Here is a 20,290-nt window from a genome sequence, read left to right on the forward strand (position 1 = left end):
ATAATCAAACATTTCACCTCTTACCACCTCCAAAACAATTAACTATTTCTCAATAATGCTTTTACAATAAATGAATGCATTACCTTTGCTTAACTCGTTAGTAGAAAAGAGCTCAACGGCTCAATTCAAACACCAGCTTAAGTAAGCCCCCTAATAATAAAATATAATTCTAATTGTGGAGTGTGACTATGACCGCACGTGAAACTGTGGTTCCAGTTTTACTTGAAAAAGTGTACAAACTGATTCAAGACAAACTTGACCTTGCTCATCGACCTCTCGTAACTCAACTTGCTCAACACTTGTTTAGTAACGTTTCTCACGACGACCTAACTCAGAGAAACGAATCCGATTTATACGGTGCTGTAGTTAGCTTATGGCATCACATCAATGAAAAGAAAGCCGACGAAATCTCTGTTCGTGTTTTTAACCCGACAGTAAGTCGTCAAGGCTGGCAATCGACTCACACTATCGTTGAGATAGTGGTACCAGATAGCCCATTCCTCGTTGATTCTGTAAAAATGGCATTAACTCGCCTCGATCTCTCTTCTCACCTTATGCTTCACAACCCAACACAAATCTCCCGTTCTGATAAGGGAAGTGTGGTTGGTGTCAGCAACAATGAAGGTGCATTCCAATCGCTTTTCCATATTGAGGTTGACCGTCTTAGCAGCAAAGCTGAAATGACAGCGCTTAAAACAGAGCTGTTGGATATCTTTACCGATACCGGTCTTGTGGTTAATGACTGGCTACAAATGGTAGAAAGACTTGAAGAAGTCACAAATCAAGTTGAACAACAAAAAGAGACGATTCCAGTTGATGGTCAGCGCTTTGATGAAACGCTTGCGTTCCTTCGTTGGTTAGGTGAGCACAACTTTACGTTTATGGGCTACAAGGAATACGACCTTGTTTCTGTAAATGGCGACACTGAACTACAACCTACCAAGGAGCAAGGCCTTGGTTTGTTCGCAAATTCAGATCGTGTACGTAACGTTAAGCTGTCTGAGTTTTCTGACTCGGCACGCTTAGAAGCGAAAAAACCGTATGTATTGATCGTAACCAAGGGCAACACGGCTTCACGCATTCACCGTCCAGCTTACAATGATTACATCGGCATCAAGAAGTTTGATAAAAACGGCAAGGTCATTGGTGAGCACCGCTTTACGGGTCTTTACACTTCTGCTGTTTATAACCAAACCGTTGAGAGCATTCCTCTAGTTCGCGAGAAAGTAGAGCGTATCTTAGATGCAAGCGGTTACCGTCAGGGTTCATACTCTTACAAAGCACTGCACAATATTCTAGAAAACTATCCGCGTGATGAACTGCTTCAAGCTCGAGAAGAAGAGCTACTTGAAGTCGGTACGGGCGTTGTACAAATGCAAGATCGCGATCTTCTGCGCTTGTTCGTTCGCAAAGACCCGTTTGGCCGTTTCTTCAGCTGTATGGTTTACGTAACAAAAGATCGTTACAACACCGAGCTTCGTCGTCAAACCCAGCGCATCTTGAAGCAATACTTCGGTTGCGAAGAAGAAGTCGAATTCACGACATACTTCTCTGAAAGCCCACTGGCAAGAACGCACTATATTGTTCGTGTTGATAACAACAACATGGATGTGGACGTGAAAACAATTGAGCAAAATTTAATGGAAGTATCGTCTACGTGGGATGACCGCCTGTCTGAATCAATCGTTGCTAACTTCGGTGAGAGCAAAGGTCTTCCATTATCGAAAGAGTACATGCGTGCATTCCCACGTTCGTACAAAGAAGACATGATGCCAGGTTCTGCGGTTGCAGACATCGAGCGTCTAGAAGCACTAAGTGAAGACAACAAACTTGGCATGCTTTTCTACCGTCCTCAAGAAGAGGCGGCAGATTCTAAAGCTGTTCGTTTGAAACTGTTCTACCACAGTGATGAGCCGATTCATCTGTCTGATGTTATGCCAATGCTTGAAAACTTTGGTCTGCGCGTTATTGGTGAATCACCTTATGAAGTGCGCAAGACCAATGGGGTGACTTATTGGATCCTTGATTTCTCGATGCTGCATAAGAGTGATAAGACGATTGATCTTCGTGAAGCTCGCGATCTTTTCCAACAAGCCTTTGCGGCAATTTGGGCGGGTGAGTTAGACAGCGATGGTTTCAACCGCTTGGTATTGGGTGCTGGTCTTTCTGGCCGTGAAATCTCAATCTTACGTGCGTATGCGCGTTACATGCGCCAAGTTGGTTTCCCATTCAGCCAACAATATATTGAAGACACATTGTCTCATTACCCAGATCTAGCGAAAGGGTTAGTGAGCTTATTCGGCAAGCGTTTTGATCCTAAATTGAAGGGCAGCGCGAAAGGCCAACAAGATCTTATTAAGAAGATCACTGAACAATTAGATCATGTAGAAAGCTTGGATGATGATCGTATCATTCGTCGCTACATGGAAATGATCACAGCAACGCTTCGTACTAACTACTATCAGTTAGACGACAACAAACAGTCTAAACCTTGGTTGGCTCTGAAAATGAGACCAAGCGAGATTCCAGATATCCCAGCGCCGGTTCCTGCGTTTGAGATCTTCGTTTACGCACCAGACATTGAAGGTGTGCATCTACGTGGCGGTAAAGTCGCTCGTGGTGGTTTACGTTGGTCAGATCGTCAAGAGGATTTCCGTACTGAGATTCTAGGCCTAGTTAAAGCACAGCAAGTTAAGAACACAGTAATTGTGCCGGTTGGTGCAAAAGGTGGTTTCGTTTGTAAGCGTCAGCATATGATGTCTGGCCGCGATGAAATTTTTGCTGAAGGTCAACGGTGTTACAAACGCTTCATCCGTGCGCTACTAGACGTATCAGACAACATAATCGAAGGCGAGGTTATCCCACCGAAGAGTGTTGTTCGTCATGATGAAGATGACCCGTACTTGGTTGTTGCTGCCGATAAAGGTACAGCAACGTTCTCAGATCTCGCAAACTCAGTATCTGATGAGTACAACTTCTGGTTAGGCGATGCATTTGCCTCTGGTGGTTCTAACGGTTACGACCACAAAGCAATGGGTATCACCGCGAAAGGTGGTTGGGAATCTGTTAAGCGTCACTTCCGTGAAATGGGCATCAACTGTCAAACAACGGACTTCACCGCTATCGGTGTAGGTGACATGGCGGGCGATGTGTTTGGTAACGGCATGCTGTTGTCTAAGCATATTCGTATGCAGGCTGCGTTTAACCACATGCATATCTTCATTGACCCGAATCCAGAATCAGCATCAAGCTGGGTAGAGCGTGAGCGCTTGTTTAATCTACCTCGCTCAAGCTGGGAAGATTACAACAAAGATCTTATCTCTCAAGGTGGTGGCATCTTCTCTCGTCGAGCGAAGTCTATCTCTTTGACGCCTGAAATTCAGAAAATGCTAGGTACTAAGAAAGCATCAATGGCACCAAATGACTTGATCAAAGCGATCTTGTCTATGCAGGTTGATCTTCTTTGGAATGGCGGTATCGGTACTTATGTTAAGTCTTCAAACGAGACTCACACAGATGTAGGTGACCGTGCAAATGACGTGCTTCGTATCGATGGCCGTGACCTGAAAGCTAAGGTTGTTGGTGAAGGCGGTAACTTGGGTATGACTCAATTGGGTCGTATTGAATACGCGCTGACGGGTGGCCGAGTTAATACCGACTTCGTTGATAACGTTGGTGGTGTTGACTGTTCGGATAATGAAGTAAACATTAAGATCTTCTTGAATGGTTTAGTGTCTAACGGTGATCTAACCGTTAAGCAACGTAACCAAGTGCTTGAATCGATGGAAGATGAAGTGGGCGAAATCGTACTAGACGACGCATATTGCCAAGCTGAGTCTATTTCGGTTACTGAGCATCAAGGTGTTGGCTTAGTCAAAGAGCAAATCCGCTTTATTCATACAATGGAAAAAGCAGGGTATTTAGATCGTGGTTTGGAATACATCCCAGATGACGAAACATTGCTTGAGCGTGAAAAGCAGGGTCAAGGTCTAACAAGACCAGAGCTTTCTGTACTTGTCGCTTACGGTAAAATGGTACTTAAAGAAGATCTTGTTAGTGATGATATCGCTAATGATGAATTCCATGCCCAACAGCTTATGCAATACTTCCCAACAGCGTTACGTCGTAACTATTCTCAGCATATGGATAACCATCCACTACGCTCTGAAATCATTGCGACGGCACTGGCTAACCAAATGGTTAACGAAATGGGTTGTAACTTCGTTACTCGTCTACAAGAAGAGACGGGCGCAAATATCGTTGATATTGCAAATGCTTACGCGGCATCACGTGAAATCTACGGTCTTGGTCATGTTCTGAAGAGCATCCGTGAACTGGACAATGTTTCAAGTTCTGAAGCTCAATACGAATTGATCTACCATGTTCGTCGTACACTTCGTCGCTTGGCTCGTTGGTTGTTAAGAAACCGTACCGGTAAACAGTCGGTGAAAGCACTGATTGAACTTTACCAGGGTGATGTTCTTACGATCACAGAGAAACTGGATGAAAACCTAGTGGCTTCTGAAGTAGAAGAGCATAACGCAATGGCACAGTTATGGATTGACCAAGGCGTAAACGCTGAGTTGGCTAATTCAGTTGCGCGTTTGTCTAGCTTGTACTCAGCACTGGATATATCCACAGTAGCTCGTGAAACAGGTAAAACAGTACAACAAGCGTCTAAGCTTTACTTCAACCTCGGTGACCGTTTATCTCTGCACTGGTTCTTGAAACAAATCAATGGCCAAGCAGTAGACAACAACTGGCAAGCACTGGCGCGTGCAGCATTCAGAGAAGATCTGGATTGGCAGCAACGTCAGCTAACTGGCCAAGTGCTTAACTGCGGTTGTGCTTCAGACATCGATGTGATTAAAGCGCTTGATGATTGGATGGAAAGTAACTCGGTTTCCCTGCACCGTTGGGAAAGCATCTTGAACGAATTCAAAGTGGGTTCGGTTCATGAGTTTGCTAAGTTCTCAGTAGCACTACGTGAATTGATGCTATTGAATCTAAACTGCATGTCGACAGACTAGCGACTAGATAAAAACGAAAAGAAACAAGGGCAGGCCATTAGGTCTGCCTTTTTCGTTTGGCTGAGCAATGTTATTTGGCAGAACAGTGTCGTTTGGTTGAATAGTAAATGACGTATCCAATTATTTCGTTGAGTAACTTATGCTTGATAAAGTTAGCTTCTAATTGGCCGAGTTAAACGATGTTCGTTACATGAATGATAGTCAAATAGACCATTCACTGGAGGATACGGTAACGTTTGCTTAATAATAAACCTCTTTCGTTAGCAAACTCGATTATCTTACCCTTACAGACAGTAATAGATTGAATAGTTGGGTAAATAAGTAAATAATATCGCCCCGTTTACACGGCGCTTTTTTCTATCGGAGGCACAATGCTTTACCGTCTAGCCAGAACTGGCTTTTTCCAACTTGATGCCGAAAAGGCACATGATCTTGCAATCCAAAATTTCAAACGCTTCACCGGCACACCTATTGATCTTTTGTATCGCCAACAATTACCTCATCGACCTGTAGAGTGCATGGGTCGCACTTTTAAAAATCCAGTTGGCCTTGCTGCCGGCCTAGACAAAAACGGCGAATGTATTGATGCATTTGGCGCAATGGGTTTTGGTTTTGTAGAAGTAGGGACTGTTACTCCTCGTCCACAAGCAGGTAATGACAAACCACGTCTGTTCCGTCTTGTTGAAGCCGAAGGTATTATCAATCGCATGGGCTTTAACAACCTAGGCGTAGATAACCTAATTGAGAATGTTAAGAAGTCGAACTATGACGGCATCTTAGGTATCAATATTGGTAAGAACAAAGACACGCCAATTGAAAAGGGCGCAGAAGATTACATCATCTGTATGGAGAAGGTGTACCAATACGCAGGTTACATTGCGGTAAACATCTCTTCACCAAATACTCCAGGACTTCGTTCACTACAATACGGCGAAGCACTTGATGATCTGTTGTCTGAACTAAAAACCAAGCAATCTGAATTAGAAGCGAAGCATGGCAAATATGTCCCGCTTGCTCTTAAGATCGCTCCTGATCTAAGTGATGACGAAATCAGCCAAATTTGCGAATCATTGATCAAAAACAAGATCGATGGTGTGATCGCAACTAATACAACATTGGATCGCAGTATCGTCGAAGGTATGAAGCATTGCGACGAAGCGGGTGGCCTAAGCGGACGTCCAGTTCAATCTCGCAGTACTGAAGTTGTTCGTAAACTTCATCAAGAGCTAGGCGACCAACTACCGATCATTGGGGTAGGTGGTGTTGACTCTTACGTTGCTGCAAAAGAGAAAATGATGGCAGGCGCTAAGCTTGTACAAGTTTACTCTGGTTTCATCTACAAAGGTCCAGGCCTTGTTCGTGACATCGTTAAGAATCTATAGTTCGTAAAATCGGTAGTTCGTAAGATCTATAGGTTGAAAACTAATAGTCGTCACTGAAAATCTATAATCCGGTATTGTCTTGATAAAAGAGACACTGTAACTCACTGAGTTGTAGAGAAAAGCGATAAGAAAGAGGAATTCATTTCCTCTTTTTTTTTGCCTGTTGAGCAGTAAAATTACTGTAATTGAAGGTAATTTTGCGTTTTACCTAACGGAATGGTTCAACAGTGTGAGACGAAATGATGCTTAAACCTAGCGATACATGGAGTTGGTATTACGATGAGCAGCAATGTTCATTGATGCTAAACCTCGGAGAGGATATGATTTTTAAAACGAATCTGGTCCGCAATAAGCTGGTGGACTGCGCTTTTAAAGATAATGAATTCACTGTTGATGATGCATCTTCTTACCAAACCTTCAAAGAACAAATTTCTGGCTTAGAATTGTCTGAGCCACGACAAGCCGAGCTTGCACTTTATTGTGTGGCCGCGAAGCGTTTTCATAAGCCTGTACAGCCTAAAAGCTGGTTCTTCGACTCACAAGGCGTAGGCCATGAATATCCTCAAGAAGGGGATATTGTACAAATGAATAACGAGCATAGCCTTGGTTACTTCATTGTATTAGAAGTAGGAGAGTGTGCGAGCTTATGTGCATTTGTAGACTTAGAAGAGTTCCTCCTAACGCCTTCAAAAGGGTTACGATTTGGAGACTCGATTAAAGTCATGCACGATAGAATGACTGACGCAAATGCTATCCTTCATCAAACGCATATTGCGATGGTGGGTTAACCTCTAACCTAGAGCGTTAATAGAGCACTATTTCGACCAAATATCGCTACGAATAAACCTGTAATACCTTCCCCATAATCGGCTTAATAGCCGATTTTTTTGTGCCTAAAAAAGCCTATCTCAATAAATACGACGTAGTTCATTCATTTGAATGACGTTGTTCACTTATTTAATTTGTAAAAAACGTATCTTTTTTAACCTCAATTTCGACCGATTCTCTCACTATCGATAGCGGATTTCCTCTGTTTATTCCCTGTTTGAGGGCTTTTGTTGCTAAATTTCAACCTAAATTCTCACCTGGTATATACCAATTTAGAGGTGAATATAAATGCACTTAATGGCTTGGGCCTATCGATGAGTGTGATTTCTGTGAGATTGAGAGTTGTTGTGTTGTAAGGGAATCCGGGTAAGCGATCGCTTCATGACTGACCATTTGCTAAGCAGTTAGTCGAAAGATTCAATGAAAAGACGAGTTTAGTGTGATGCTCTGGTAACAAATTCAGGTATAATCGAGCTCATTTTTATCAATAAAAGAACACTATGAATCAATATCTAGCGGTTACCTCAAATGGCCTTGAGAATTTATTAGTTGAAGAACTAACCCAACTAGGGATTACAAACGCAAAACCTGTTCAAGCAGGTGTTAAATTCAAAGCCACCAATGAGCAAATTTATCGTTGTTGTTTGTGGAGCCGTTTGGCTTCTCGATTTGTACGTGTCCTTTCAGAATTCACTTGTATGGATGACATGGATCTTTACCTATCGACCACTGCGGTTAACTGGGTAAATCAATTCCATAGCACTAAGCGTTTCGTTGTTGATTTCAATGGTACGAACAACGAAATCCGTAATAGCCAATACGGTGCGATGAAAGTAAAAGATGCCGTTGTAGATTGCTTTGAGAAGAAGTCTTTACCGCGTCCATCTATCAGCAAAGAAAATCCAGATATCCGCATTCACGTTCGTCTGCATCGTGACAAGGCGATCCTTGGTGTGGATATGGTAGGCAGTGGTCTTCATCAACGTGGCTACCGTCCAGAATCCGGTCGTGCACCATTGCGTGAAACTCTTGCTGCAGCGATTCTTCTTCGTAGTGGTTGGGATGCAACCAAACCTTTCCTAGATCCAATGTGTGGTTCAGGTACGTTAGTAATTGAAGCGGCGATGATGGCTGCAAACATGGCACCTGGTGTGAAACGTCAGAAATGGTGTTTTGAATCACTAGAAGATTTCGAACCAGAGCTTTGGGCTGAAGTGAAAGCAGAAGCTAACGTTCAAGGCCGTCGTGGCGTTAAGAAAGTAGAATGTAAGTTCTTCGGTTACGATAATGACGAACGCATGATCAAAACGGCGCGTGACAATGCACGTCGCGCTGGCGTTGAAGAGTTGATTGAATTCGAAGTAGGTGACGCTGCAAAGCTTAAACGCCCAACAGAGTTTACTGATGGTGTGATTGTGTCTAACCCGCCTTACGGCGAGCGTCTGGGTACAGAACCGGGACTGATTGCACTCTACACGGCATTTGGTGCTCAACTGAAGGCTGAGTTTGGCGGTTGCAACGCTTCTATCTTCTCAAGTTCTGATGAATTACTTAGCTGCTTGCGTATGCGTGCAGACAAACAGTTCAAACTGAATAACGGTGCGTTACCGTGTCACCAGAAGAACTACTCAATTTCAGACCGTCCTATGTCTGAGCGTCCTACTGGCGAGCAAGAGCAGCTGATTGCTCCTGATTTCGCTAACCGTCTTAAAAAGAACATCGGCAAAATCGGTAAGTGGGCTAAGAAAGAGCAATTAGATTGCTACCGTATCTACGATGCTGACTTACCAGAATACAATGTTGCGATTGACGTATATCCGGGTCACCTTGTGATTCAAGAATACGCAGCGCCTAAAGATGTGCCGGAAGACAAAGCTAAGCGTCGTTTAACCGATATCATCCGTGCTTCGATTCAAGTGACTGGCGTTGAAGCAAACAACGTAGTGCTTAAGGTTCGTCAGAAGCAGAAGGGTCGTTCTCAATACCAGAAGATGGCTCAAGACTCTTCTAACCTAGAAGTAAACGAATATGGCGTTAAGTTGATTGTTAACCTTCATGACTACTTAGATACAGGCTTGTTCTTGGATCATAAGATTACTCGTCGTCGTATTGGTGAGATGGCTGGTGGTAAAGACTTCTTGAACCTGTTTGCTTACACAGGCAGTGCTTCTGTTCATGCTGCAGTAGGTGGCGCTCGCTCTACAACGACAGTTGATATGTCGAACACGTATCTCGAGTGGGCAAAAGAGAACATGGAACTGAACGGCCGTGTTGGTCGTCAACATCAATTTGTTCAAGCTGACTGCTTACAATGGTTGGCGAAAGAGCAAGGATCTTACGATTTGATCTTTATTGATCCACCAACATTCTCAAATTCTAAGCGTATGGATCAATCTTTTGATGTTCAACGTGACCACATCCAGTTGATGGAAGATTTAAAGCGTCTTCTAAGAGAAGAAGGCACGATTGTGTTCTCTAACAACAAGCGTCATTTCAAGATGGATATGGAAGGACTGGAAGAGCTGGGTCTTAAAGCTCAGAATATCTCGTCTAAGACGTTGCCTCTGGATTTCTCTCGCAACAAGCACATTCATAACTGCTGGTTGATTACTCATAAGTAATTAAGAGATTGTATAAGGATATATAGTGCTGACTCTCTACAGTACAGAAGGATGCCATCTATGTGAGATGGCACTCAAACTCACGGAACAGCTGAATATAAGTCATCAGATCAATGTGGTGGATATCGCATTGGATGATGAGCTCTTTTCCCGTTACGGGGTCACTATTCCGGTGCTCAAATTTGAAAGCTCTGATTTGTCTCAACACTCAGAGCTTAACTGGCCATTTGGCTTGTTAGAACTTAACGATTGGTTAAAGAAGAATGGCATTACTTACAATTCATAATGGGCAATTAGCGTTTGGCGATCACCCATTATTAGATGGTGCGGATTTCGCACTACAAGAAAACGAACGTGTGTGTTTGGTTGGCCGTAATGGTGCAGGCAAGTCAACGTTGATGAAGATTTTGTCTGGTAACATCATCATGGATGACGGCAAGATGCAGATCACACAAGATGTGGTTGTATCTCGTCTAGAGCAAGATCCTCCTCGTAATGAGCAGGGCTCTGTTTACGAATACGTATCTGGTGGTTTAGCTGAGATAGGTGAGTTGCTTAAGGAATACCACAACTTACTTGATGTTATTGCAGAAGACCCGAGCGAAAAGAATTTAAACCGTCTTACTCGCGTTCAAGAAAAGTTGGATCATGCCAATGCTTGGCGTTTTGAAGATCGAGTAAGTAATGTTCTTGCTGCTCTTAAACTAACAGCAAATACCAAATTAACGGAACTGTCTGGTGGTTGGCAACGTAAAGCAGCACTTGCACGTGCGCTTGTATGCGACCCAGACGTATTATTGCTTGATGAGCCTACCAACCACTTGGACGTAGCGACGATCGAATGGTTAGAAGCTTTCTTAAAAGATTTCCGCGGTTCAATCATCTTTATCTCGCATGACCGTGCTTTCATCAAATCAATGGCAACACGCATTGTTGACCTTGACCGTGGCAAGCTAAGTTCTTTCCCTGGTGACTACGACAACTATTTGCTAGAGAAAGAAGAAGCGCTACGTGTTGAAGAGATGCAAAACGCTGAATTTGACAAAAAGCTAGCACAAGAAGAAGTTTGGATCCGTCAAGGCATCAAAGCTCGTCGTACGCGTAACGAAGGCCGTGTTCGTGCCCTTAAAAAGCTTCGTGAAGAGCGTCAAGATCGTCGTGAAGTGCAAGGTAAAGCGAATATCCAAATCGATACGTCTGCACGTTCAGGTAAAATCGTATTTGAAGCTGAGAACCTTAACTTTGCATTTGAAGGCAAAGAGATCGTTACAGACTTTAGCTTCAACATCATGCGTGGCGACCGTATCGCACTTATCGGGCCAAATGGCTGTGGTAAGAGTACGGTGCTTAAACTGCTTCTTGATCAACTTAAACCCGATTCAGGTCGTTTGCATTGTGGTACTAAGCTTGAAGTGGCTTACTTTGACCAATACCGCGAAATTCTAGATCCTGAGAAGTCGGTGATTGATAACCTGGCTGATGGTAAGCAAGAAGTAACTGTAGGCGGACGTGAGCGTCATGCTCTCAGCTACTTACAAGATTTCTTGTTCTCTCCTAAACGTGCTCGTACACCGGTTAAAGCGCTGTCTGGTGGTGAGAAAAACCGCTTGTTATTGGCTCGTATTTTCCTTAAATCGAATAACTTGTTGATTCTCGATGAGCCTACCAATGATTTAGATATCGAAACATTGGAACTTTTAGAAGATTTGCTTGCCAACTATGAGGGTACGTTGCTTCTCGTGAGCCACGATCGTCAGTTCGTTGATAACACGGTAATGACGAGTTGGATATTTGAAGGTAACGGTGTAGTTGAAGAGTTTGTTGGTGGTTACCACGATGCTCAGAAACAAAGAGCACAAGCACTGGAGTATCGTCAGGCTGAAAAGCCAGCAAAGGCAGAGAAAGTTGTTGAGGAAACTCCCAAAACTGCGCCAGTTAAAGCTAAACCTAAGAAGTTATCGTATAAGCTACAACGAGAATTAGAAACGTTACCTTTGCGTTTGGAAGAATTGGAAACCGAGATTGAAACTCTGCAGCAAGAAGTTAATGATCCAGACTTCTTCTCAAAATCTGTAGAGCAGACACAACCAGTTTTAGATAAGCTATCTGCAGTAGAGCAGGAGCTTGAAGTTGCTTTTGAGCGCTGGGAAGAGCTCGAGGCACTACAACAGGAAAGTTAAGAAGTAATAATGACTTGTACTAAATTTAAATTAACAACAGTTGCAGCATTAGTTTTTGCTGCAACTAACGCGAATGCTGCGCTTTATGACGTAGTTGAAGTCAAAACTTCGATTACTGGTGCATCTGAAATCTTTGGTGTTGCGATAGAGCCAGCAGCGTTTCCTACAGTAGCTCAAGATCTCACAGCTACCTTAGGTTGTTTTGGTGGGGATAGCATTGATGGCAAGGCATGTTCATCATATGTATTAGCTGGTGAAACTCGCGATACTCTTGAAGCTGTAAGTTATCGTGAAGAAGTTCCTTTCGCTATGGATGCCCCGTTCCAATACATTCAAGAGCGTGACGATTTCGAAAACTATTGTTATCGAGAGCTGAGGTACTCTACATGTGAAAGTTGGGCAGACAATCGCTGGTACGATACTTGGAATAAGGAAAGAAATGACCTGAGCTATGTGAATGCGAAGGCATTTGTTGAGGGTGGGGCTACATTCGAGAACAATAATACGGTCATTAACTCCCTAGATGATACAGCTCAGCCATTAGGTGTTAAGTCTGATGGTAGCATCCGTAATAATGCGATGTTTACAACGTCACCAAGTGGGCCTACTGGTTCTTCGGAAACTCGAGCATGGCGCGCGATAAAAGCAAGCAACGGTACTGTTTATAATGTAGGTAGTGTATCTACAGTAGGAGCTAAAACCGACACTTCGGATACAACGTTTAGTTCAAAAGCAGCAATTTGGGACGGTGATAAAACCGCAGAAATCGATTGGATCAGAGGTGGTAACGCCCAACAAGGTGATTATTTCGCCCAAGGCAGTATGCGTTCAATTGTTGAGTCGAGCTCCGTTTTTTACGGTGTAGGCTATAATACAGCGGACGGGAATGGCGATCTGCAAGATATGAATGCAAGTGTCTTTGTGAGTAGTCAGATCGACTTTACAAACAATGTTGATTTATCTACCGTGACTTGGGACACGAAGCCTATAAGTGGCGCAGAGGTCAAATCTGGATCTTCAAATGATGATGCAAGATACAGTAACTCTGTAGCGACCGACATTAACGAGAACTTGTTTGTTGTTGGCTATTCTAAGCGTAACGGCTATGTGCCAGAGAGTGGTAGTGCCGGCAACAAGATTTTCGTTGTAACGGATGCTAAAAACCCGACTGCGACGTACTTGTCTGGTGGTATCTTCTTTGGTGGTGCAAGTGGTGAGGCTAAAGCTGTGAACAACTTCAACGAGTTTGTTGGTCAGATTGACGCCGAAACAACCCGAGAAGTAGATGGTAGTGAGCGTCGTCATCGTGGTTTTATCTATCCATACGATCTGCCATCTTCAATTGATGCACGCCGTGTTGATATTTTTGGTGGCCAGGCTTGGTGGTTAGATGATCTAACAAATGATGGTGATGCATCAGGACACAACAACCAATTTAGAATTATCGATGCGTCAGATATCAACGATGCTGGTGTGATTTCTGCAACTGCTATCAAATGTACAGTAAGCGGTAAAGACCAACCATATGATACAACATCACACAACTCGTATTGTGGTGGCGCTGCATCTAATGCAGTAGAAAAGGTTGTAGCGGTTAAGCTTATCCCGATTAAAGGGGCAACTCATGACAGTGGTTCTGACATTGACAGTATCGTAACTCGTAGCACTGATACAGAGAAAGTTGATCGTCAAGGCGGCAGCCTAGGTTGGTTAGGTTTGACTGTACTTGGCCTGTTAGGGTTCCGTAGAAAATTTAAATAATTTTATCTCTTGAGCCCGAGTTCACAATTCTGAACTCGGGCTTTTTTTCGCCTTGAGAAAATTTCAAAAGTGGTCGATTCTTAAAGCTGGAGTCAACAAAACTCCACGAAGTTGTAATCATTGTATGTTAGTAAACGAACACCCGTATGAGGACTGCACTATGAAGAGACAAAAGCGTGATCGCCTAGAACGAGCACAATCTCAAGGTTACAAAGCTGGTTTAAATGGCAGGTCACAAGAAGCTTGCCCATATAGCCAAATGGATTCTAAATCGTATTGGTTAGGTGGTTGGCGTGATGCCAAAGATGATAAGCATTCGGGTCTCTATAAGTAGATAGGGCGAACATATTCAAAGGTCAAGGCTCCATGTTGTGATTATAACAACTGGAGCCTTGTTAGTTTCTGAGAGTTATACAATGCCTTATAAACCGCGACGCGAATAGCCCGTTTATAAAGTGACTTAAGATTGTTTCGCTGGTGGACATATAATTCATGGGATTACTTAGCTATACCTAATGCACTATAACTAAATATTTTGAGGTGAAAATAAAGCAACCATTGGCTGCTTTATTAAAAATCTAACTATTAACTAGAATGCTGATGTATCTTGGAAAAGACCAACTTTCAAATCTTTAGCCACATAGATCTCTTTACCATCAACAAGAACGCGACCATCTGCAAGGCCCATTACTAGGCGACGGTTAACAACACGCTTCATGTGAATTTCGTAAGTTACTTTTTTAGCCGTAGGTAGGATTTGGCCAGTGAATTTAACTTCACCAACACCTAGAGCACGGCCTTTGCCTTTGCCGCCAACCCAACCAAGATAGAAGCCAACTAGCTGCCACATTGCGTCTAGGCCAAGACAGCCTGGCATTACTGGGTCACCAGGGAAGTGACAATCGAAGAACCATAGGTCAGGAGTAATATCCAGCTCAGCAAGAATCAAACCTTTACCGAAATCACCTTCAGTTTCAGACATTTTAGTGATGCGATCCATCATTAGCATGTTTGGTGCTGGAAGTTGAGGGCCTTCTGGCCATAGTTCGCCTTGGCTTGATGCTAGAAGCTCTTCGCGAGTGTAAGAATCACGTTTGTTTTGCATTATCAATTACTCCGATTTTTGATAGGTGCATATTAGTGAACAGGTGTACGCTAAACAAGTCCGATCAGTACTAGACAAACCAGTTTTTAATGCGTCCAACAATTCCAATTGGGTGTTCATGTCTTTCAAAGTTTTCAATACGTTCCGCGATTTTACTCAGAACGCTTTCTTGTTCTTCGTCCCTAAATGGTGCGTTCATAATAAGAGGAATCGCTTCATCTACATTAGAGACAGACCAAATATGGAATTCTTCGTTTTTGATGCTTTCAATTAGGTCTGGCTTCAGAGCAAGATGTCTTAAGTTAGATCTTGGAAGGATCACGCCTTGTTCGCCAGTTAGCCCGTTGTGTTTACACACATGGTAGAAGCCTTCGATTTTCTCGTTTAGCCCACCAACGGCTTGTACGCGACCGAATTGGTCGACAGCACCGGTTACCGCTATTTGTTGATTAATAGGGTATTCCGACAAAGCACTTACCAGAGAGCAAAGCTCAGCAAGGGAAGCGCTATCGCCATCAACTTCGCAGTATGATTGCTCAAACACAACAGAAGCAGCATATGGTAACGGGTCTTCAAGGTTTAGCGCGCTGCTTACAAATGCTTGCATGATCATCATGCCTTTAGCGTGAAGGTTGCCACCAAGCTCTGCTTTTCTTTCTACATCGGTAATGTCGCCATCGCCAAAGTGAATAACACAGGAAATACGAGCTGGTTCACCATAAGAAATAGGGTGTCCAGGAACGTCAATAACCGTTAGGCCGTTAACTTGGCCGACTTGCTCACCCTCAGTTTCGATGATGACTTGGCCATCTCGAATATCATCGAGAGCACGTTCAGGAAGGTAAGACTCGCGGTTGTATTTGTGTTGTTGAGCTTGCTGAATATGGTGAATATCAATGTCAGCACCATTTGCTTCGATAAGCGCTTCATTCAACAGCGCGTTATGCCAAATCGGACATAGCGGTATGTAGCTCTGATCTTCCGTTTCTCTTGCGCCTGCCGTTAGGATTCCTACCAAAGCTTCTTGAGTTATCGTTGGAAGGTTATAGCGACGTTGCAACCACTTAAGATAGCCAAGGTATTGCGTTAGGCTTTCATTGGAGAGCTTAATATCTTGTTCTATTTCACTAAATAGACAAAACCCTGTTTGAATATCGCCATCTAGGTAATCCAGATCACCAAGTTGAGCGCGGTCTCCGACAACAATCAACTTAATGTTGTATGTCAGTGCTTCGATAGGTGCCTGATTTAGATGTTCAGGAAAACTGCTAATTGGTTCAACAGCTTCACCGAGAAGCGCTGATTTCAATAATAGCCAGCTTCCTGGGTTTGCCAGGATCAGATTGGCTGAAACAACCAGATAGCCATTGTTTGCTCTAGAAAGTAGGCCTGGCTTTGTTGCTACAATGTCACCATTTTTAGACTGAACTTGGTCAAACAAAGTGGCTGCATTTAAAGATTCGGTTTTTACAACGGGCTGAGCTTCGTTGTTTAACTCCGTCGTTAAAGATTCAACGATAAGTTGACGATAGATCGAATTGTCAGGCGCATTAACAAGTAGAACTCGTGAAAGATTGGATAGGCGTACAAAACGGGTTAGCGCATCTCTAAATCTATGTTGAATATCTGAGAATGTGAAAGGAGAGATGTCAGGGAATTGCTCTAGTTGAGCGCTATATTCATCGTACTGAGGCGTTACATGTCGCCAATCTACTTGAGTCATTTAAATGTCTGATTATGATAATAAGGTAGGGAGTATATAGAAAAAGCGGGGAGTCATATAGGTCTATGTTGTAGTTACTAAACACTAAGCTAATATAAGTATGATCTTGGTCTATTCTTTCAAGACAATAATTGTTAAACAACCCATTATGGGTTACGCTGTCACTAGATTAACTCTCGAGATTAGACATGAAATATCAGCAGCTTGAAAATTTAGAATGTGGTTGGAAATGGAACTACTTGGTAAAAAAATGGAAAGAAGGTGATTCGATCACCTGCCATATTGATTCAAGTGAAGCTGATGTTGCCGTGCAAGCTTTGTTGAAGCTAGAACACCAACCTACAGGCGTTCTTGAGTGGATCTCAAATAACATGTCGCCAGAGCTTGATAACAAGCTTAAACAAGCGATCAGAGCCAAACGTAAACGTCACTTCAACGCTGAACAAGTACATACTAAGAAGAAGTCTATCGATCTTGATTATCGCGTTTGGGAAAAGCTATCTCAACGAGCAAACGAACTCGGTTGTACGTTATCTGACGCGATAGAGTATTTGGTTAGTGAAGCGTCTCGAAGTGAGCAGGCCAGCAAAACAGTAACCAGTCTCAAAGAAGATTTGAGTAAACTTCTTTCCGACGACAAATAAGCAGCAATAGTGGTGGCATTATGATGTATGTAATCTTAATTGGAGCCGTATTGGTTTTTTGGCTAGTCGCAATTGATAGACCGGTTCTGAAGATAAAGTTCAAAGAAGGTGAGATTGAACAAGTAAAAGGGCATTTACCGCCTAGCTTTAAGCACAACCTTCAAGAAATCGGTCACAACAATGCATTTCAAGGAGAGCTTAAGGTTTACGCAAAGCGTTCAGGTTATAACCTGAAGTTCACGAAAGATATTCCTAAGAATGTTCAACAACGTATTCGAAACGTATTTCCTCACAATGGCTTCAAATCTAAAGGCTCCAAGAAGGCATAACATTTGAAACCATGGTTTGCTTACTAATCTCTAGTACTAATTTAACCTCATACTTCTCCTAATAATTTACATACTGTTTTCAACACCACATAGTTGAGAACAGTATGAAACATCTCGTATTTTTGTTGTGCTTTATGTCTCCAAGCATACTTGCTGATGATGCATTAGTTAATCCCGTTGCAAAGAAAATTAAATCTTCAATCCTCAAAGGGATGAAGAAAAGTTCGATCGAACTCGAAGGGTACTGCGACCTAATGATCGAAATGCGACACTCTAAAGGCTATGCCCGAATTAAAAAGGTTAGGACTTCTGGTGACAGCCTAGTGTGTAAACAAGCGCGAAAACACTTGCCTGATAATCGAAAGTTTAAATACAGCTTCCTTGAAAAGTACATTCGTTTACACATTGAAAGTTAGTCAACGATTTTGCTCTTCCGATATGCACTCTCAATGCATTATAACTAAATGATTAAGGATATATTATACAAACCAGGTTCTATCACATCTTAAATATCTATTAATATTGACCTAATTATATATAGCTGGGATATAATACGATGAATAGCTAGGATTAGGTCAAGGAAAGTCACGGTTGTTGTTAGCAAACAAAAATTACACTCCTGAAGTTATTGAAATATCGAGAAAAGTTTCAATTAACGTAGAAAAACACTTCAATAAGTGGTTAGTATCTCCAAAGTTTAAACTCAAACAAACGACAGTAGACACACTGTTAAGTTTGGAAAATCGCTATTGTGATAGCGTTATTTTCGATGAGAATGATCGAATATCTCACAATCAGCGAATTCTGTTGCGATGTGAACAAGACAGAGTCAGTGCTCGTCGTGAAAAAGTCGTCGCAAAGCAAAAGACATTACGTTACGTCATAGATGATGTGTGTAATACAGCTTCCGAGTTGATGATCGAGAAGCTTGAACAAACATTGATGAGCTCTCTTTTTTCTGAACTTCCGGATTTTAACCATTTCGCTAGTGTCGCTTATTCGTCATCTTTGAACTTTTCCAAGTTACATCAAATTTCAGCTGAAAGTAGGCTACTAAGTTCAAGTCTTATTGAGTTTGTGTCGAATCCGGAATTTACAGAAAAATACGGTAAAAAATCGAAAGTGGTACTGGATCCAAAAGTAGCAGCGAGACAAATTGGAATAGAAAATTGTAAATTACTCTTTCCACTACTCATGAGTCAGCAACTCATTAAATGGTCTGATGATAACATTAAGCCTATTGTTCCCAAGGTCTGGCAACACCTCGTCGTGACAGCAAACTCGACCAGAATGAGACTACAAGAAACATCAGTAAAAGAGCCAGACGCTGGTATTCTACTTGGAGTATTAAGAACGCTGCCGTTATTCGTCATTTGTAATCATTTTTCAGCGACGTTTGAAGATGCACTCGTTAAAACCATGCTTGGTTATCGGGATGCAAGCGACAAGCACGACGAATACTATGCGTGTACCGAGGTTATTCCAAACACACAGTTTCTAGAATCCATGATAGAAATCTTAGATACTAAGCTACTGAAAAAACTCGTCGATTGCATAGATTGGAGCCCAAATAACCAGTTTATTAAACGTGCGCTTCTCGAAGAGGTTCACGATATCCCAGCCCTTGAACGAAGCGTGTACGGTGCAGCGCTTTCGCAGGGCAGAAAGTTCTCTATTTTTGAAGCCCTAGAGAATAGCGAATTGTTTAATATTAAACATCGACCTTATTGGTTTTCAACGGTTCAGATGTCTGTAGCGACTATGGAGCAAATGCAGGCCAGAATACCTGGCAAGTTGACCACAAGCATGTAAAAAGAGGAGCCACAATTTAGTACGGCTCCTCTTTTTAGTTACAATGTAACTCGTAGTGATATTTCAGTTTGTTAAACAGTACGTTAGCTATCTATCTGATTTAATTGACTACTTCAAAAGTGCAGGAATTCTGCCTCGCAATTGCGTGTTTGACCGGTATTCCAAGGCTCTGACATATCATAAGGACTTTGAGTTTGCGATCTGGAGGAGCGTGTTCTGAAAGGATAACAGCACTTAAGCACTCTTTATTTAGATACAGCTTATTCCCAATGAGCTCGTCATCATGTAAAACCCACCTATATTCTTCTTCATACCGCCAATTCGAATGCTTAATTTTGAATAGTGCAGTGCCCAAATCCGATCCTTGTAAATCCTGATCAGATGGCAAAGTAAATCGAGTCGGGTCATCTTCATATTGCACTTTAAAACAGTTGAGGTTTGTTTCTCCATCATAATGATTGAGGTCGTATTCAATAGACATGCCTTTGAAGCTATCGCCGTACTGAGACCAAAGTATAGGGTGGTCGCTCGATTGAGAAAAGCACATCACCTTGAATTCGTTCTGAAGGTTTGGGTCAAATATGTGGTTCGATTCAAAAGGGTTGTTAAAGGTTTCTGCGTAATCAAACCACAACGAACACTCAGAGATAGATTGTATGTTTCTATCATGAAGCGTTCTGAACTTATAAAGTTTAGGCAACATATCAAACACCTAGTTTACAACATTGCCAGATACTAGCATTTAACTATACAAAGTAGGCATGTGTGCACTGCATTTGATTGCTTAGTCACCTTGTTTGTTCAGATAACTGTTTGATAGATCAAAATTTAAACACGAAATAGCAGTCTGTTTAAGAGGTTTGTTTTGTGTGGAC

The 20,290-nt window shown here is 42.4% G+C and carries 15 protein-coding genes; 12 read left to right on the top strand and 3 right to left on the bottom strand.

Annotation, left to right across the window (positions count from 1 at the left end):
• Nucleotides 1-188: 188 nt before the first annotated feature.
• From OW495_RS14035 to rmf, 8 genes are all read left to right on the top strand, one after another.
• Nucleotides 189-5,030: an NAD-glutamate dehydrogenase gene (locus OW495_RS14035; RefSeq protein WP_076672117.1), complete on the top strand. Its 4,842-nt coding sequence runs from the start codon at nt 189-191 to the stop codon at nt 5,028-5,030.
• A gap of 371 nt (nt 5,031-5,401) precedes the next feature.
• The gene (gene pyrD / locus OW495_RS14040; RefSeq protein WP_289887135.1) at nt 5,402-6,412 is read left to right on the top strand and encodes a quinone-dependent dihydroorotate dehydrogenase; all 1,011 of its coding nucleotides are present in this window, start codon (nt 5,402-5,404) and stop codon (nt 6,410-6,412) included.
• Between the two features lie 239 nt (nt 6,413-6,651).
• On the top strand, nt 6,652-7,200 hold the full coding sequence (locus tag OW495_RS14045) for a cell division protein ZapC (protein ID WP_017106984.1): 549 nt from the start codon (nt 6,652-6,654) through the stop codon (nt 7,198-7,200).
• Between the two features lie 540 nt (nt 7,201-7,740).
• Nucleotides 7,741-9,861, top strand: a complete 2,121-nt coding sequence (gene rlmKL, locus OW495_RS14050) for a bifunctional 23S rRNA (guanine(2069)-N(7))-methyltransferase RlmK/23S rRNA (guanine(2445)-N(2))-methyltransferase RlmL (RefSeq protein ID WP_102299728.1) — start codon at nt 7,741-7,743, stop codon at nt 9,859-9,861.
• Nucleotides 9,862-9,886: 25 nt separating this feature from the next.
• Complete coding sequence (locus OW495_RS14055; protein ID WP_102384829.1) at nt 9,887-10,147, top strand: glutaredoxin family protein; 261 nt, start codon at nt 9,887-9,889, stop codon at nt 10,145-10,147.
• Nucleotides 10,125-12,041, top strand: a complete 1,917-nt coding sequence (locus OW495_RS14060) for an ABC transporter ATP-binding protein (RefSeq protein ID WP_065104257.1) — start codon at nt 10,125-10,127, stop codon at nt 12,039-12,041. Before OW495_RS14055 ends, OW495_RS14060 begins: the two co-directional genes overlap by 23 nt.
• Before the next feature lie 9 nt (nt 12,042-12,050).
• Complete coding sequence (locus OW495_RS14065; protein ID WP_102514309.1) at nt 12,051-13,802, top strand: DUF3466 family protein; 1,752 nt, start codon at nt 12,051-12,053, stop codon at nt 13,800-13,802.
• 160 nt (nt 13,803-13,962) lie between these two features.
• Nucleotides 13,963-14,136 carry a ribosome modulation factor gene (gene rmf / locus OW495_RS14070; RefSeq protein ID WP_017074275.1) on the top strand — a complete coding sequence of 58 codons (174 nt, stop codon included), beginning with the start codon at nt 13,963-13,965 and terminating at the stop codon, nt 14,134-14,136.
• A 255-nt stretch (nt 14,137-14,391) separates the two neighbouring features.
• Here the strand turns inward: rmf and fabA are convergent, their stop codons facing one another.
• Nucleotides 14,392-14,907, bottom strand: coding sequence for a bifunctional 3-hydroxydecanoyl-ACP dehydratase/trans-2-decenoyl-ACP isomerase (gene fabA, locus OW495_RS14075; RefSeq protein ID WP_029223508.1), 516 nt, complete (start codon nt 14,905-14,907; stop codon nt 14,392-14,394).
• Between the two features lie 70 nt (nt 14,908-14,977).
• Entirely contained in the window at nt 14,978-16,630 is a 1,653-nt protein-coding gene (locus tag OW495_RS14080) for a Lon protease family protein (RefSeq protein WP_102514308.1), read from the bottom strand.
• A gap of 188 nt (nt 16,631-16,818) precedes the next feature.
• Between OW495_RS14080 and matP the strand changes: the two genes are divergently transcribed.
• From matP to OW495_RS14100, 4 genes are all read left to right on the top strand, one after another.
• A complete protein-coding gene (gene matP, locus OW495_RS14085) occupies nt 16,819-17,274 on the top strand; it encodes a macrodomain Ter protein MatP (protein WP_017106977.1) in 456 nt (151 codons plus the stop codon).
• A gap of 20 nt (nt 17,275-17,294) precedes the next feature.
• Nucleotides 17,295-17,603 carry a DUF3634 family protein gene (locus OW495_RS14090; protein WP_102514307.1) on the top strand — a complete coding sequence of 103 codons (309 nt, stop codon included), beginning with the start codon at nt 17,295-17,297 and terminating at the stop codon, nt 17,601-17,603.
• Between the two features lie 104 nt (nt 17,604-17,707).
• Entirely contained in the window at nt 17,708-18,019 is a 312-nt protein-coding gene (locus OW495_RS14095) for a hypothetical protein (protein ID WP_102514306.1), read from the top strand.
• 175 nt (nt 18,020-18,194) lie between these two features.
• A complete protein-coding gene (locus tag OW495_RS14100) occupies nt 18,195-19,415 on the top strand; it encodes a hypothetical protein (RefSeq protein ID WP_102514305.1) in 1,221 nt (406 codons plus the stop codon).
• 100 nt (nt 19,416-19,515) lie between these two features.
• On the opposite strand, the gene OW495_RS14105 is transcribed toward OW495_RS14100, so the two are convergent.
• Nucleotides 19,516-20,118 carry a DUF2971 domain-containing protein gene (locus OW495_RS14105; RefSeq protein WP_102514304.1) on the bottom strand — a complete coding sequence of 201 codons (603 nt, stop codon included), beginning with the start codon at nt 20,116-20,118 and terminating at the stop codon, nt 19,516-19,518.
• Nucleotides 20,119-20,290 lie beyond the last annotated feature (172 nt).

The organism is Vibrio sp. 14N.309.X.WAT.E.F5, assembly GCF_030397615.1.
Classification (GTDB): domain Bacteria; phylum Pseudomonadota; class Gammaproteobacteria; order Enterobacterales; family Vibrionaceae; genus Vibrio; species Vibrio lentus.

Bases quoted from the DNA above. Each gene is read 5' to 3' on its own strand.
- OW495_RS14035 (WP_076672117.1), top strand. From the start codon at position 189: ATGACCGCACGTGAAACTGTGGTTCCAGTTTTACTTGAAAAAGTGTAC.
- pyrD (WP_289887135.1), top strand. From the start codon at position 5,402: ATGCTTTACCGTCTAGCCAGAACTGGCTTTTTCCAACTTGATGCCGAA.
- OW495_RS14045 (WP_017106984.1), top strand. From the start codon at position 6,652: ATGATGCTTAAACCTAGCGATACATGGAGTTGGTATTACGATGAGCAG.
- rlmKL (WP_102299728.1), top strand. From the start codon at position 7,741: ATGAATCAATATCTAGCGGTTACCTCAAATGGCCTTGAGAATTTATTA.
- OW495_RS14060 (WP_065104257.1), top strand. From the start codon at position 10,125: ATGGCATTACTTACAATTCATAATGGGCAATTAGCGTTTGGCGATCAC.
- OW495_RS14065 (WP_102514309.1), top strand. From the start codon at position 12,051: ATGACTTGTACTAAATTTAAATTAACAACAGTTGCAGCATTAGTTTTT.
- rmf (WP_017074275.1), top strand. From the start codon at position 13,963: ATGAAGAGACAAAAGCGTGATCGCCTAGAACGAGCACAATCTCAAGGT.
- fabA (WP_029223508.1), bottom strand. From the start codon at position 14,907: ATGCAAAACAAACGTGATTCTTACACTCGCGAAGAGCTTCTAGCATCA.
- OW495_RS14080 (WP_102514308.1), bottom strand. From the start codon at position 16,630: ATGACTCAAGTAGATTGGCGACATGTAACGCCTCAGTACGATGAATAT.
- matP (WP_017106977.1), top strand. From the start codon at position 16,819: ATGAAATATCAGCAGCTTGAAAATTTAGAATGTGGTTGGAAATGGAAC.
- OW495_RS14090 (WP_102514307.1), top strand. From the start codon at position 17,295: ATGATGTATGTAATCTTAATTGGAGCCGTATTGGTTTTTTGGCTAGTC.
- OW495_RS14095 (WP_102514306.1), top strand. From the start codon at position 17,708: ATGAAACATCTCGTATTTTTGTTGTGCTTTATGTCTCCAAGCATACTT.
- OW495_RS14105 (WP_102514304.1), bottom strand. From the start codon at position 20,118: ATGTTGCCTAAACTTTATAAGTTCAGAACGCTTCATGATAGAAACATA.